At 45.1% G+C, this 15,992-nt stretch carries 12 protein-coding genes; 3 read left to right on the plus strand and 9 right to left on the minus strand.

All coding sequences use genetic code 11. The annotated features are described in order from the left end of the window. The 9 genes from PBAL39_RS19185 to PBAL39_RS19225 all read right to left on the minus strand — a co-directional run. Positions 1 to 800 (minus strand): PorP/SprF family type IX secretion system membrane protein (locus PBAL39_RS19185; protein WP_008244627.1); only part of this gene is annotated, 800 nt, incomplete at its 3' end. An 8-nt stretch (positions 801 to 808) separates the two neighbouring features. Next, the gene (locus PBAL39_RS19190; RefSeq protein ID WP_008244630.1) at positions 809 to 1,468 is read right to left on the minus strand and encodes a DUF1566 domain-containing protein; all 660 of its coding nucleotides are present in this window, start codon (positions 1,466 to 1,468) and stop codon (positions 809 to 811) included. Positions 1,469 to 1,474: 6 nt separating this feature from the next. Continuing rightward, positions 1,475 to 5,476, minus strand: coding sequence for a hypothetical protein (locus PBAL39_RS19195; protein ID WP_008244632.1), 4,002 nt, complete (start codon positions 5,474 to 5,476; stop codon positions 1,475 to 1,477). Positions 5,477 to 5,499: 23 nt separating this feature from the next. Continuing rightward, positions 5,500 to 6,009, minus strand: a complete 510-nt coding sequence (locus PBAL39_RS19200; protein WP_008244635.1) for a gliding motility-associated C-terminal domain-containing protein — start codon at positions 6,007 to 6,009, stop codon at positions 5,500 to 5,502. Positions 6,010 to 6,189: 180 nt separating this feature from the next. Then, positions 6,190 to 7,428, minus strand: coding sequence for an AraC family transcriptional regulator (locus PBAL39_RS19205; RefSeq protein ID WP_008244637.1), 1,239 nt, complete (start codon positions 7,426 to 7,428; stop codon positions 6,190 to 6,192). A gap of 85 nt (positions 7,429 to 7,513) precedes the next feature. Next, positions 7,514 to 8,806 (minus strand): alpha-L-fucosidase, encoded by a 1,293-nt coding sequence (locus PBAL39_RS19210; RefSeq protein ID WP_039867152.1) that lies wholly within the window; start codon positions 8,804 to 8,806, stop codon positions 7,514 to 7,516. Positions 8,807 to 8,945: 139 nt separating this feature from the next. After that, positions 8,946 to 9,179: a DUF4394 domain-containing protein gene (locus PBAL39_RS19215; RefSeq protein WP_008244642.1), complete on the minus strand. Its 234-nt coding sequence runs from the start codon at positions 9,177 to 9,179 to the stop codon at positions 8,946 to 8,948. A gap of 182 nt (positions 9,180 to 9,361) precedes the next feature. Beyond that, a complete protein-coding gene (locus PBAL39_RS19220; protein WP_008244649.1) occupies positions 9,362 to 11,338 on the minus strand; it encodes a DUF2207 domain-containing protein in 1,977 nt (658 codons plus the stop codon). A 100-nt stretch (positions 11,339 to 11,438) separates the two neighbouring features. Continuing rightward, positions 11,439 to 11,987, minus strand: a complete 549-nt coding sequence (locus PBAL39_RS19225; RefSeq protein ID WP_008244650.1) for a LemA family protein — start codon at positions 11,985 to 11,987, stop codon at positions 11,439 to 11,441. Between the two features lie 327 nt (positions 11,988 to 12,314). On the opposite strand from PBAL39_RS19225, the gene PBAL39_RS19230 reads away from it, so the two are divergent. The 3 genes from PBAL39_RS19230 (at position 12,315) to PBAL39_RS19240 (ending at position 15,978) form a co-directional block, all read left to right on the plus strand. After that, positions 12,315 to 12,908, plus strand: coding sequence for an RNA polymerase sigma factor (locus PBAL39_RS19230; RefSeq protein ID WP_008244652.1), 594 nt, complete (start codon positions 12,315 to 12,317; stop codon positions 12,906 to 12,908). Between the two features lie 73 nt (positions 12,909 to 12,981). After that, on the plus strand, positions 12,982 to 14,112 hold the full coding sequence (locus tag PBAL39_RS19235; RefSeq protein ID WP_039867172.1) for a FecR family protein: 1,131 nt from the start codon (positions 12,982 to 12,984) through the stop codon (positions 14,110 to 14,112). 333 nt (positions 14,113 to 14,445) lie between these two features. Next, positions 14,446 to 15,978, plus strand: a complete 1,533-nt coding sequence (locus PBAL39_RS19240; protein ID WP_083801776.1) for a SusC/RagA family TonB-linked outer membrane protein — start codon at positions 14,446 to 14,448, stop codon at positions 15,976 to 15,978. The last annotated feature ends 14 nt before the right edge of the window (positions 15,979 to 15,992 follow it).

Below are 15,992 nucleotides of genomic sequence, written 5' to 3' on the forward strand. Positions count from 1 at the left end.
CCAAGGCCGAAAGTGGCGTTCTCTGTGCTGTGATACATCCCCATAAAAAACACCTGTTGATTGGCGATGCTCAGCTGCGCTCCCGCATCCCAGATGTTGTCAAAACCTTTGACTCCCCGGAAGGCAATTTTAGGCTCTACATCCATGCCTTCAGTGCCATCGCTGAGTTTAAAGCGATAGCTGACGGCTGTGAAAAATGTAGCGACATCGGCAAGTTTTACCTCGTCCTTTTTAAGGATGCTTTTAAGGTTGGGAACAGATGCCTGGATGTTCAACCTTTCTGAAGTATAGGCAATACCGAAATCGCCGTCGAGGTAGGTTTTCCGGTCATTGTACTGGCCTACCATAGGGTCATTCGGGTCACCATTGATGTCGGAGTTCTCCAGGCGCTGCGTCATGAAACCCAGCGACAGACCGAAGTGCAGCTGTTGGTTTTCTGCGGCAAGGGGCAGGTGATAGGCATAACTGCCCATTACACGTGTCTGCCTTTGAAGTCCTGCGCTTTCATTGTTGACGTTCAATCCGATACCTACCTTCTCAAAGCCATAGTCAGCAGTCAGATTTTGGATCAGCGGGGAACCGGGCACATTGTTCCATAATTTACGGTATGCCCCGTTCAGCTTTAGTCCGCTGTTAAATCCGGCAAAGGAAGGATTAATCAGGTACTGGTTGCTGTAATATTGTGCCGACAGGGGATTGAGCTGAGCGCGGCTTTCCTGTATGTTCGACAAGAGAACAGCCAGCAGCAGCACATAAGTAATCCTGGTCATGCTATAATAATTGTGGTTAATTTTCTTCATCTTGGATGTTAAAATGTGCGCATTGCCCGGACGTGGCTATTGGAATTTTTGCCGAACTGCTGTTGACTACCGTTTCCGACAGAAAGATTCTGTCTCCAGGTTTCGGCTGAACTAAATTCTGAGGAACTCCAATAGAGATAGGAATTTACGTTGCTCAATAAGGACCTGCTGAGGTAAATCTTCTTCAGTTCATCCTTACTCGGTAGGTACCAGTCAGTATAGTCGCCACCTCTGTAGTCTGCACAAAGCTTAGCCGGAATGTTGGCATCACTGCAGGAGGCCATAATCAGGGCTGTATTTGACGATCCTGTTCCAATCGCAATGCCGGTTGCAGCAGTAGTTGTTCCGCGGCATCCCCACTGACTGTATCCTACATCTTCATTTGAAGCAATCAACCCGTGTGTTTCTCCTGCTACATATCCTGCATCCCCATTCTGGAAAATGTAAACGATAGTTCCACCCTGGTATGGAACACCTGGAGCAGGAGGGACGTTGAACTGTTGCCCCGATTTACTTAGCCCCGTGGTGCTGCCAACCGCCCCGTTTTTATTCAGGTACGCAGCGGGGTTGGTGATGATCTGACCATATTTGTTTAGCCCCTGTGCAAATGCACCGGCGCTAAACAATAAGATGGTCGCGATTAGTGAATATCTTTTGATGTTCCTCATAACGGCTTAGTAATAAAAATCGAACTGAATCCTGTCGCCGGCAACAAGTGCGTAAGCACCATTGTTAGCTGCAGTATACGTTAGGGTAGTGCCAGATACGCTGTAAGCAGTGTTACTAATGCGGATGCCATTCACAAACATTTTCACTTTGCTATTCGCAGAAGGAGCCTGAGATAAGGTAAAGCTGGTTTGTGCAGTAGCAGCAGTCACCTCATCAGCCACTTCGCGAACTGCGGCAGCCGCAGTTGCAGAAATGGTACCGTTAGCAATCGTAATGTTGGTTCCGGCAGTAACCACTGTACCATTGGCTGCCAATAGCTCTGTCGCCAAACCGCCCGATTTTATAAAAGACGTTGCAGTAACTGTATTCGAAAATTTACCCGCACCGGTCACGTCGAGTTCAGACTGAGGGTTCGTGTTGAATATACCCACTTTACCAGAGTTGGTGAAAGACATGGCACTATAGGCAGAAGTGTTGTTTACATTGCTGATCTTCAGGTCCAGCTGCAGGGCGTTGTTGGCACCCGAGGTTTCGAAGTCCGCCCAGAAGCCATAAGAACTTCCCTGAGCATGTCCTCTTTTAAACCTGAGCATGGTTTGTGATGTTGCTGAAGCACGGATACCATTGATGGTCACCACAGGTGTTGCCGATAGTGTTGCATTTGGATAAAGGTGGTCGTCAATGCTCGTTCCTGAGCCAACTTCTAAAAGGCTGTTTGCATTATCCCAGAGGAAGTTTGCCGCACCTGCCTGTGTATTTGCTGCTGACCAGTAGTTCATTTGCCCGGCTGCTCCGCTACCCGTGTGACCGCCAAAGACCGATGTGCTACCGTCTGCCATTAAAAACTGACTGGAGGTACCACCTGGTTTCACAAAGGACTGTGCCGTGAGTGTACTTGAAAAAATACCAGCACCAGTGACATCAAACTCAGACTGAGGATTGGTATTCAATACACCGACCCTTCCTGTGTTGGTAAATGTCATGGCACTAAAAGCATTGTCGTTAGTTACATTGCTGATCTTCAGGTCCAGTCGCGTAGCATTATTGGCTCCGAGGGTCACGAAATCGGCCCCGAATCCATAAGAAGTTCCCTGGTTGTGTCCTCTTCTCAGGCTAAGCAATGTTTGTGTCGCAGTGGATGCTGGTTGACCAATCAGGCTCATCAGTGAGGTATTGGATAATGCGGAATTGAATTCGTAACCTCCGTTAGCAACTCCTGAACCCACTTTCAGCAGGTTGTTGGCATTGTCCCAAAGGAAGTTTGATGCTCCGGCCTGTGTATTTGCAGCCGTCCAGTAGGTCATTTGTCCGTTTGCTCCGGTACCAGAAGAACCGCCAAAGGTAGACACACTACCATCAGCCATTAAAAACTGACTGGAAGTACCACCTTGTTTTACGAAACTGCCGGCAGTCATTTTATCGTAGGCCGTGATGGTACCATCCCTTAAAAAGGTCATCAACGGTTTATCCGTAGTACCATCATTGTGATTCAGGGTCAATCCATAACCAACACCGCTATCGGTTAGTAAGCGGAAGTTCATGGAGTATTGTCTGAAGCCTAATGAAAGTGCTGATGTTGCTCCGAACCCACTGTATTCATATCTTAAATTTGCCTGGTTCTCTCCGATTTTGAAACTTCCGATTTCAGGTGTAGAGGTAAGCAGGTTGATTTTACCTGGCTGGGCGCTGTTATAGGTCATCGCACCGTTGTTTACATTCAAACTCGCCAGGTTAGCCACCGGGCTGGTAATAGATGTTGAAGCTAGTAAAGGATCCAGGATCTGGGTGTTGTTGCCTTCCTGGTTGAAAATCATCCTTGGCACATCGGCGCCATTACCATTGTTATTGGCGATGATCAGACTGGTGATTACGCCTGAATTGTTACCCGCCTTGAACTTCCAGTTGGTTTGCCTGTAGCCCAATTGTAATGTGTTCATGTTGTCGGCCATTTTTCCCCAGCTCAGGCTTTCTGCTTCCTGATTGTCTTTTGGACCAATCTGAAAGGTTGCTGATGGGGTAGAGGTCAATATGCCCAGTCTATTATTGGTATTGTCCCAGAAGAAATTGGCATTGTCCTCGCTGATGCCTGTCCCATTTGAAAACAATACCGATCCATTGGTGAGTGCAGGCATTGAACTGGAAACGCGGCTGTCAACATAAGTTTTAACTGCGTTCTGAGTAGGGAAGAGTACATCACTGGTTCCCAACGTAGTCGTTGTGGATTTATTTGCTGCGTTCTCCTTAGTGGCTTCTGCAGTTGTTGCACGGTTAGTTTCTGCCGTTAGTGCAGCATTTAAAGTGCTTTCAGCATCGGTAGCCCTGGTTACTTCTGCAGCCACTGAAGTCGTTAACGTTGTTATTGCAGTGTTTAATACTCCTTCAGCTGTGGTGGCCCTGTTTACCTCAGTTGTTATCGCAGTTGCATTTGTCGCTATCGCAGTTGCATTTGTCGCTATTGCAGTTGCATTTGTTGCTATTGCAGTTGCATTTGTTGCTATCGCAGTTGTATTTGTTGCTATTGCAGTTGTATTTGTCGCTATCGCCGTTGCATTTGTCGCTGCTGCTGCGTCAACGTAAGTTTTGACTGCATTTTGCGTAGGGAAAAGCACATTGCTGGTACCCAGTGTAGTTGTTGTCGATTTGTTCGCTGCGTTTTCTTTTAATGCGATGGCAGTTGAAGAACTCACATTCAATCCATCTACATAGGTTTTAACTGCATTCTGAGTTGGAAAAAGTATATCGCTGGTACCTAAAGTAGTTGTAGTAGACTTATTAGCCGCATTTTCTTTAGCAGCTTCAGCGGCTGTTGCGCGGGTAGTTTCTGTTGCTATTGCAGTGCTCAAAGCCCCTTCGGCAGTGGTTGCTCTGGATACTTCCGCTGCTAATGCAGTCGCATTTGTTGTTGCTGCTGCATCAACGTAAGTTTTGACTGCATTTTGTGTAGGGAAAAGCACATCGCTTGTACCTAATGTAGTTGTTGCCGACTTGTTCGCTGTGTTTTCTTTTAATGCGATGGCGGTTGCATTTGTTGCTGCTGCTGCATCAACGTAAGTTTTGACTGCGTTTTGTGTAGGGAAAAGCACATCGCTGGTACCTAATGTAGTTGTTGCCGACTTGTTCGCTGCATTTTCTTTTAATGCAATGGCAGTTGAAGAACCTGAATTCAATCCATCTACATATGTTTTGACTGCATTCTGCGTCGGAAAGAGGATATCGCTGTTGCCTAGCGCAGTGGCTGTAGACTTATTAGCTGCATTTTCTTTGGCCGCTTCAGCAGCGGTAGCCCTTGCCGTTTCTGCACTTAATGCGTTAGCAGTGGTGGCAATCGCTGCATCGACATAACTTACAGTTGCTTTTCCATTAAATATCAACCAGTCTTCTTTGCTTAGAAAGCCATCTGTGCTGGCATTAGCCTGAGCCATTGCAGCGGAAACATCACTCGGTGTCCATGCGGACCCTGTCCATTTCAACACCTGCCCATTTACGGGAACTACAGCACTTACGGCCGATCCCTGAAGCTTACTCACTTTGGGATTTGGAAAAGTACCGCTCAGATCACCTCCGGCTGCTCCCCCTGGCGTAGCAGAGCTTGCATAGATCGCGTAAGGTACAGACTGAAGCTGAGAAGTACCCATGTCAATGAAGCTCGCGCCTCCTGCAGGATCGATCTCCACCTGAAGAAATTTGTTGCCCGTAGACCAGTTGATGGTCGACATGGCACCACTTTGAGAAAGTGCACCGCTGCTGCCGATCACCAGGCTGAAAAGTCCAAATTTATTGGTGGTGGTTTTACGCGTTTCTGAATATACAGAATTACCTGTAGCACTGCCATCGTGAATGGTCAGCTTGATGGCAATGGGTTGTTCCGTAACGGGGTTTCCGTCTGCCTTGCGCGCCACACCCTGATAATTGATCTGGGGTAACTGCTGTGCCAATGCCTGACTGCTGCACATCAGCATAAATGCGAATGCAGCTAAAAAGAGCTGTTTTTTGTAGAGTTTGAACATATAGAAGGTAAGTGCTGGTGTGATTAATTTAAGATGGTAATGAAGCCTTTGATGATGCCTGACTTCCCATTTTTGTTGAGTTTGATGATGTAATAGTAGGTGCCTTCAACAAGGCGGGTGCCGTTAAGGTGACCTGTCCAGTCGTTCTGATAGTTTCTGGTGGAAAATACCGTCCTGCCCGCACGGTCAAAGACGGTTACCTCATTATCCGGATATTTTTCAATGTCCTCGACGACCCATACGTCATTCCTGCCGTCACCGTTAGGACTGAGTATGTTTGTCGCATTGACGAAAAATCCCGGGCTGAGCGTCTGACTTGCAATGATGGGCTGCAGCAGACCATTTGTAATGATTGCTTTGCTATTGATCATGCTTTCTACAAGCACCATTTCTCCGACACTCCATTCAAAAATAACTCCGGTGTTCTGGGTGTAGGTCTGCCCCGTTGAATTGATGACGGCCTGGTTCGTCTGCTGTGCATAGGAACTAGCTGCAAAAATGGGAACAGCTAAAAGTGAGAAGATGTACTTCATACAATTGAGATGTTTTTTAGATGGATGGTTAAAATTTTAGCACCGCCCCGTTAGATTACCCCTATAATCCTTCGCCCGGTTTGGTGCTGGAACAAAGCTAACCTGTTGATAGGTGTTACAACATACAGATGTCGTTAAAGACCTATCACCATTCAATAGTTGCAGTAAAAAAAAACGGGTTTATGAGGCGTTCTGCTCGGAAAAATAAGATTTGGGCAGTACACCGGTCTCTTTTCTGAACGCATTGTAGAAGGTGGATAAACTTTTAAAGCCAGCATCATAAGCAATGGCTTCGATGGTCATTTTTCCGCACAATAGCGGATATTCATTGAGAAAATGGCGTACACGATAGCTATTGATCCAGTCGCGGAAATTCTTGCCAATAAAGTTATTGACGATGAAGGAGCAGTGGTGAACCGGAATACCCAGTGCCTTGGCCATATCTACAATCTGAAACTCTTTCTGGAGGTAGGGTTTTTCCTGCTCCATATAGCTTTTCATGATTTCAGGATAACTTGCCAGTTGTTCGGGAAGCAGGTTAATTTTCTTGTCCATGGATGTTTTTCCCCCTGGCTTTTCTACAGGCCCGGTATCTGTTGTTGGGAATTCTACCTCCGGGGCTCCAGAAAAAGCCGAATTGTCAGAAAGTGATGTTGCCTCGTTTCCTTCTGTGCGCTTATCGAGATTTACCGAAACAAACAGATATCCGTAAAACATTCTGGGATTGTGGATCACGAAAACAATGATGCTGATCAATACTGCGCAGTTCAGCATTACGATCATCATGTTTGCATAAGGAATACTGCGGGTGGCGAGCTGCAGAAATGCGATCAGCTGGAAGAAGGTGGCTGCATTCAATGCGAAAAATATCCACCTCGTATCCATCAGGCCTGCATTTTCTTTGAGCCTGAACTTTGATTTCATCACTGCATACCATGACAACGATAGGTAAACAAGCAGGAGCAAGGGACGGCCGAGGTAATAAAAGTAGGCTGGAAATAACCCGTTTTCTTTAGAGATAAACATCTGGCCACGCTCATTGATCTGCCTGATGATCATGTCCCAGTCGGTAGTACTGGTATGATTCCATGGAAGGACATGTATTACAGCAAATAGAAAAGGGGTAAAATGCAGCCAGTCTTTAGGGCTTAACCGTGTTTTATTATCAATAAAACAAGTAATGTAGAGATAAAAACATGCGGGGCCAATATAAAAAAGAGGGGTGAACAGCTGATAAAAAGATTGAAATAGCAAATGCTCATTAGACTTGATCAGCAGAAATACCAGTGCCTGACCAAATCTGCTAAAAAAAACCATTGCCAGCAAGCGGTTTAATAACCGGTTGCCGTGGCTGGCAAAAAACAAGTGTATGGAAAACAGCAGTAAAAAGAAACAGCTGATGCTAATAATAAAATTCAAATCCCCCTAAATTTGCTGCAAGATATATTAATTATAACAGATAACGGTATTCCCCTGAATATATATCACACTCCTGAAAGTGGTCTTAAAATTGGAGCTTAATTACGTTGTCAAGCTCCTCAAGGGCGATTTCCGGATATAAGTAGATTCCGTTCTTGTCTTGTTTATACTTTATCTTTTTTTTGTCTACAAAGTTGTAAGCGCCCTTTAGTTTTTTCTTTTGAACCGGGATAAAGATCCCTCCCTCAGCATCCGGATTCAGGACATGTGCATACCAGATGTTGTCCTTCGCGGTAACTGCTCCCCAGGATTGCAGGGGAATCATGTTTCCCCGGGTTCCGTAAATGGTTTCTCCATAAGTATTCAGCCATTTCCCAATGCTGACCAGGGTATCTGTGAACTCCGGCTGGATTTTCCCATTGGGCATAGGGCCTACATTGAGCAGGAAATTGGCATCATTGCCGGCGGCATTGACCAGGTAATGCACCAGCTGTCTAACGGACTTATAGTTTCTATCGTTGATGTTAAAACCCCAGCTGCCACTCATTGTCTCGCAGGTTTCCAGAGGAAGATCGCCAATTTTAGCATCCCCACTAAAGCCAGATGTATTTTTCCCAGGAAGATCTTTCTCAAAAAGCTGGAAATCCTCTCCGGCTTTGGGTGCCTGATGGTGGTTGCTGCCGATCATAATCTCCGGGTTCAGCTCATGAATCAATCCATAAATCTCATCATAATGCCAGTCGGCGGTTTTACGCTCCCAGTCGCCATCAAACCAGATGCCCTTTACCGTTGGGTAATTTTTGATTAGCTCAGTGAGCTGTGTTTTCATAAACTGGATGTAGCTGTCCCAATCGCCTTTTTCTGGTTTACCATTTACGATCTTACTGCCAAAAGCATAGTCGTCACGGCCCCAGTCGAGAAAGGAATAGTAAAACCTCAGCTCAATGCCTTCTTTTTCGCAGGCCTGGGCGAGCTCCATCAGCGGATCACGTTTATAAGGAGTGGCATCGACAATATTATAGGAAGACGCATTGGTCTTAAACATGCTGAAGCCATCATGGTGTCTGGAAGTGACGGTAATGTATTTCATTCCCGCCGACTTGGCCAGATTGACCCATTCCTCAGCATTGAAGGCTTGCGGATTAAAGAAGTCTGCCAGGCGCTGATAATCGTGATGCGGGATCTTGCGGCTGTGCATGACCCATTCACCATCGCCTAAAATACTGTAAATGCCCCAGTGGATAAACATGCCGAACTTCATGTCCTGGAAATGTGCCCTCGCCTTCAGGTTGGATGCTGATGGCTGGTAATTGGACTGGGCAAAAATCATGTTGGTGCTGAACAACAAAAGCAACGTGAAGCATATTCTTCTTTTCATACAGTTGGTACTTGGTGTATGAAGTCCAAACTACTGAAAAAAATCTGAATATTAATTAGTTGAATATACTCGTTGGATAAAAAACATCGGGCATCTTTAAAAGCAGACGCCCGATGTTTAATTTTAAATGATCAGGGAATTAAAAACCAAGACCCAATGCAAATGCCTTTACAGGTTGAGGAAAGTCCACACCTGCGGTTGCAGCACCAGAGGTCAGGTTGATGTTGTATATCTTTTGCGCACCGGATACAGTGAGGATGGCATAGGCACTGTTGCTGGTGCCGCCGATGTAAGATCCATTGCTTGCTTCTGCATTTACGCCAAGTGGTCCAACTTCTACAAGTGTACCGGCATTGGCGGATCCTGTTTGCACAATTTATCACTTTGTGCATCGATATCATAGAGTACCGTACTAGCTGCATCAAGCCTGAAAAGCTCCACGACCAGTCGATGGAGATTTATTATCTGCCGTATGATAATGGGAACGGTACAGTTGAATACTTCGAACCCTGGGGGGAAACGATGCCATAAACCTTTGAGCGAGCGGACTGCTGGTTACCAGCCGCCGCCACCTCCGCCACCGCCACCGCCGCCGGAAGAGCCGCCACCACTGCTTCCGGAACTCCAGCTGGAGCTTCCTGAAGATCCTGAAGAAGATCCTGTATCTGGTTTACTGTCGCTGACAGCACTGCTGAATGGGACGATGAATCCGCGACTGATATTCTTATGGTTAAACCGGTCGCCGTCATACCAGTCAGGGCTGTAATCTGCATCATTCAGCAGTTCTTCAAATTTAGCTCCCCATGCATTTTCGACATCCAGTGCCAGGGCATAAGGAAGGAATTTCTCAAATAACTCCGGCGTATGTTCAGGTGGGTTCAATAGGTTCAGGCGATGTTCCTCAGCCGTTTCCAGGTACATCCGGAAGCCTTTGATTTTACTGATCAGCTCGGTGCCTGCCACTGTTGGTGCCTTGATCAGGAAAACATACAGGCAGAACATGACTGTGCTGGACATAACAAATACCAGTGACACGATAGGAAGGTGGCTCAGGTTCAAAATCAGCATTCCCAACGGAATCCCCCCGAAACCTGCACCCCAGATCATCAGAAAAATTCCTGCAGCAATTGACTTCCGGATGTTTTTGATCCCCATCACAAAGCACACTCCGCCAATCACAATAAAGGGACTGAAGAAAAGCATCATCAAGGGTGTTCCTGTTTCAACAAAGATCATAAAGATCACAAAAACGCCTGCTGTCATCCCTGCGGACTTAATGAGGTGGTTTCTGTGGCTGACAAAAAAATCTTTCAGGTCGAGCTGTGGTTTCAGACGGTCACGATGTGCGTTTTTTGCTGCATTGATGGTTGGTCCATTGGCCTTGTTGATGTATATCCTGTCCTTTTTGCCAAGAAAACGTGTATAGATGGCTTCTTCTTCTTTTGATAGCAGGCCTGTAGCTGCCGTCGACTTTTCTACGGCATAATCTTCTTTTTTACCAATGCCTTTCCTGATTTTTACTACCTTCTTCACCGCCATGTTGATGACGGAGATCGCGAAGGACTTGTCATCTATTGTTTTCTTGTAAAAATAACGTAGCAGGGCCGGCGACCAGTTATTGGGGATGTTAAACGTAGGTATGGTCACTGGCTGTTTTGGATCGCGACCATAGCGCGACCAGGTGATGTAATAATAAGTACCCAGTCCAATCAGTAGAAGCAGTGATAGTGTGATCTTCAGGTAGTCCTGATAAAAAAGCTCAAAGTTGGAAGGCCTGTGGATGATGCCTTTCGTGAATGCTGCAGCAATGGTGAATCCCGTTCCTGAGGGTAAATAGTCTTTCGTTTTGAAAGTCAGTGTCTGGTCGGCGTTCACGCTGAACTCACAGTCTTTACCTGTTGAACCCTTAGCCCCGGTATAACAGGCCGTTTGACCGGGGGAGGCGCCTTGAGGAAATGTGATCGTTGCTGAAGCTTGTTCAATGTTAAAATCCCAATCACTGCCGGTTACATTCCAATAGATCTCGTCGTAATTTTTAAAGAAACCAATCTGCCCTTTGGTCTCATAACTGATCTCATAAGTGTACAATCCGGGACTCAGGATGACATCTTCGTCGCCAATGTAAATGCTACGTACGCTGCCATCATTTTTAGTCTTATAATTCTCCTTTTTTCCATCTTTTAAAATGCCGGTGATCTTGAAGTCCGCGGGTTTCCTGTCGCCAAAAATGTCCTTACGATAGATGGGTATACGTCGCACCAAGCCGCGTTTGATCTGGTTACCATTAGCGTACACCTGGATCTTTTCAGTCAGGTGCATCATTCCAGAAGTGTCAATCCTGATGTCCGTATGAAAAGACAGGATGCGTTCATACTGGACTTCCTGTGCTTCTTCTTTTGGAGAATTCTCTTCTACAGCCTCTGTTTTTGGTTCCGTCAGCATGATCTCCTGAGCAGCAGTTGCCGATGGCCAGAGTGCGGTGATGATCCAGAAGATCAGTAGCTTATATAACGTCAAATGGTTGATTTTCATTTGTATCTGATTTTCATGACTTATTCATTCCAATGGATGTTTTGAAGGTCATGAGGGTTTAATTGGTGTAAAATAAGGATTGTTGGTTGATGGTGTTCTATCAAAAAGAAACTTTTACAGAGGAGCGTTCCACTACATTGTCAACTTCAAAGAAAGTCCCGTCCTCAAATCCGAAGATCTTGGCTACCAGATTAGAAGGAAATGACTGTACCTGGATGTTGTTCTCCCTAACCGTGCCATTGTAATACCTTCTGGAAAGTTCAATTTCCGTTTCGAGGGTTTCCAGTTGTGTCTGCAGCTGCTGGAAGTTGGCATTGGCTTTCAGATCTGGATAGTTTTCTGCAATCAGCATTAGGCGGGCAATGTGTTGCGAAAGATGGTTTTCGTTGTCTATTTTTTCCTGACCCTGTTGCGTCTGAATGGCTTGCGTGCGTAAGGTCGCCAGTTCCTTCATCAACTGTTGCTCATGACTGGCATATCCTTTTACCGTTTCAATCAGATTCGGAATCAGCTCGTATCGCTTCTTTAAATAAACGTCGATGCCACTCCAGGCTTCTTTCATCCTGTTTTTCTTGTTGACAAGTGCATTATAATAAAAGATGCTGCCAAATATCAGCAACGCCAGTAGGGAGATTGAGGTGTATAACATAGGTAGGAGGAAGATAGAAAAAAGTAACAAAACATCATAAAAAAGAATGCGATATCCGTTTTACAGAAAAAACGAATGTTATCTGCACTCAGATATAAAGTTTTAAACCGAGGTTAATCAATGGTGAGCACAAGTTTAAGTAATCATGAGGAGGAGTTACAGATCAGGAAATCAGCTGAAATCAATCACATCAAAAAAATATGCTCAGGATCGAATGATGTTTTTTTAATAGTGATGTTTGTTTAATTATGTTGGGTATGGCCATTTTTTTCAGTCTAATTTGTTAACATTGTTCTTAAATAAAAAATCCATTGAACTCCAGAGGGGATGAGTGCGTTAACTGATTATAGTAATCTTGCAGATACAGAATTGACTGCCTTGTTAAAAGAGGCAGATGAGCAAGCATTTACGGAAATCTATAACCGGAACTGGAAACTTATCTATGCACATGTCTACAAGATGCTACGGGATGAAGACGAGGCAAAAGATGTGGTGCAGGAAGTTTTCGGAAATCTCTGGATAAAAGCTGCCTCCTTAAAAAACACACTCAATATATCCGGTTACTTATATACTGCAGCTAGAAATAAGGTATTTGACCTGATTGAAAAAAATAAGGTGAGGAGCGACTATCTCGGGGAGATCGCCAGCTTTGTTTCTGATCCTTTAAATGAAAAGGTAGATCACATCGATGAAAAGCGCATCATGGAGATTCTCGAAAGGGAAATTCAGAAGCTGCCCCCTAAAATGAAAGAGATCTTTGAGCTCAGCAGAAAAGAAAATCTTTCACATAAAGAGATCGCCGGGAAGCTGAATATATCCGAGCAAACGGTAAAAAAGCAGGTACAGAATGCTTTAAAGGTAATTAAACCTAAGCTCAATGACATGGGCATTAGCATTGCCGTACTCATATTGCTGCGCTAAATGAAAATATTTTAAAAATCTTCTACCCCCAGGTTACCGTTCAGCCGTTTACCTGTAAATGAATTCCAAAAGGATGAATAGGCAACAGGCAAAAGAATTGGTTCAACGGTATAATCAGGGATTGGCAACAGCGGAAGAAAGAGATTTGCTGGAGAACTGGTACCTGCACAAATCCGATAGCCTTAGCCTTGAAGAGGACGAGATTGATTTCAATCGCGTTGATGCTACTTTAAGACTGGCAACGTTTACTTATGCCGGATTGAAACTACATTCAGACGCTCCTCAAATCAAACGAATAAAACTATGGCCGCGCATTGCGGCGGTTGCTTCAATCGTTGTGGTGCTGGCTGCGGGGCTGTTCTACTATGCGAATACCACAAATAGTAGATCCGGCCGACTTAACCTTTCAACGAGCAATGATATTGCGCCTGGTTCCAATAAAGCTGTGTTAACCCTTGCAGATGGCAAACAGCTGATCTTAACGGGAGCGAAAAACGGAGCGCTTGCAAATGAACAGGATGCGCGGATTAAAAAAACTGCCGATGGCCAGTTGGTATATGAAGGAACGACTGAAACTCAGGCGGCTGCTTTGTACAATACCATCACGACACCGAGAGGCGGCCAGTACACCATTATGCTTTCAGATGGAACAAAGGTAATCCTAAACGCTGCCTCCTCTTTGAAATATCCCACTGCATTTAAAGGCAAAGACCGAACTGTAACGTTAACAGGGGAAGGATATTTTGAAGTTGCGCACAATAAGGCTAAGCCATTTAAGGTGATCAATAACGGTCAGACCGTTGAAGTGCTGGGCACACACTTCAACATCAACTCATATACCGATGAACCGAATATCAAAACGACATTGCTGGAAGGTAGTGTGAATGTGAATGGTACCCTCATCAAACCAAATCAGCAGGCGCTGGTAGGAGGTAGTCAGCTGATTGTCAAAGAAGTCAATGCTGCCGATGCCGTTGCCTGGAAAGATGGTGTATTCAAGTTTGATCATACGGATATGAAAACCTCTATGCGACAAATTGCCCGTTGGTATGATGTAGAAGTCGTATATGAAGGAAATGTAGAAAACGAGCAGTTTTATGGAAAAATTGACCGCAGTTACACCCTTTCAGAGGTGCTTAAAGTACTGGAATTGAGTAATGTTCATTTCAAAATTGAAGGAAAGAAGATTATTGTCAGCCCATAAGGCTTAGGGAAATATAACCGACCGGAAGCACAGTTGAAAAGACAATTTTCAAGAACATAACTGTCTGATAAAAAACTTAAAAACAGGCAAAAGAATGATAAAAATAACAAGCTAAAACAATCAACTAAAAATAACCAACAACCTAAACCAACCAACATGATCAGATTTTTACAAAAAAGCGGGTAACCCCATAACCGGTTGGCCGAATATGAAAAAGCCCGGAGAAGGCTTCGACACTTTTCTCCGGACCTGCGTTTGGGCCAGTCTTATCCGATAAATCGGAGTGATGAATAATTCTTGAAAATTAATCCAAAACCCAAACAGTACAAACGTATGAATTTATACTCATATGCGAAAGTTTCCCGTGGGGGGCGACTGCGTAAAATAATTATGGTCATGAAACTGATATTTTTCATAATCACTGTCGCTTGTATGCAGGTATCAGCAAGTGGATACGCGCAAAAAATAAGCATCAATCAGAAGGATGCAGTGCTTACAAAGGTATTCTCAAGCATTGAAAGCCAGACCGGTTACAGCTTCTTCTGGAAAAATACCGACTTAACGAAAATAAAGGTCGACGTCAAACTGAAAAATGCACCTTTGGAGGATGCCTTGAAAGAAATCTTCGAAGGTTTGCCACTGACCTATTCCATTACGAAAAAGTCAATCATCGTGCAGGCAAAAGCGCCGTCTTTGCTGGATAAGATCGCAGACGTTTTTAAGGATACTGATGCCCGTGGCATTGTATCAGATGCCAATGGTGAACCGCTGCCAGGTGCTACAGTTGCTGTTAAGGATGGGAAAGCCAGGGCCATCACCAATACACGTGGTGAGTTTATCCTGAAAAATGTGCCCGATGATGCCATCATTCAGGTGTCCTTCATGGGGTATATGACAAAGGAAGTACCTGTCGGGATCCGCTACCTGGCCATCAAACTTGAATTGAGCAACTCCAAACTGGATGAGATCCAGGTGATGGCCTACGGAAAAACCAGTCGCCGTTTTTCAACAGGGAACATCACCACTGTTACTGCGGAAGAAATTGCCAAACAACCCGTATCAAATCCTTTGATGGCGCTGGTGGGTAAGGTGCCGGGGATGATGATTACCCCAAATACAGGCCAGGCAAGCGGAACGATTAAAGTAGAAATCCGCGGACGGAGTACGGTCAGCTCACAATTTCCATCGGATCCCCTATATATCATCGACGGTGTACCACTTACGTATCTGGATGTGGGCGGTAATTCCAGTTATCAGTACGGCTCTTCCGGTGTCATCCAAAACGGCATGTTTACTTCCGGATACGGTCAGAGTCCGTTGTTTAACATCAACCCTGCGAGTATTTCGAGTATTGAGGTATTAAAGGATGCAGATGCTACCGCTATATATGGATCCAGGGGAGCCAACGGCGTCATCCTGATCACCACCAAAAAAGGGAAAGCGGGCCCTACCCGGGTCACCACAAATATTTCTCAGGGCGTAAATGCCGTCACCCGATACTGGGACCTGTTAAATACCCGGGACTATGTAAAAATGAGAAAGGAAGCTTTTAAAAATGATGGTATTGTGCCCACACTGCTCAATGCACCGGATCTTATTGCCTGGGATACGACAAGGTACACCAACTGGCAAAAGGAACTTTGGGGAAATACCGGCAAGGTGACCCGTGTGAATTTGAATATTTCCGGTGGGAATGAAGATACCCAATTCAGCATCAGCCCCGGCTATGGTAAGACCACAGACATCATGACCTCCAGTGGATCTGACCAAAGTGCCAACCTGGCGTTTAGCATCAGCAATGCTGCATTCAACAAAAGGTTAAAGACAAATTTCAGGGCCTTACTTTTTCAAACGTTAATACAATAACACAGCGCCCAGAC

The sequence above is a fragment of the Pedobacter sp. BAL39 genome (assembly GCF_000170795.1).
In the GTDB taxonomy this organism is placed as follows: domain Bacteria; phylum Bacteroidota; class Bacteroidia; order Sphingobacteriales; family Sphingobacteriaceae; genus Pedobacter.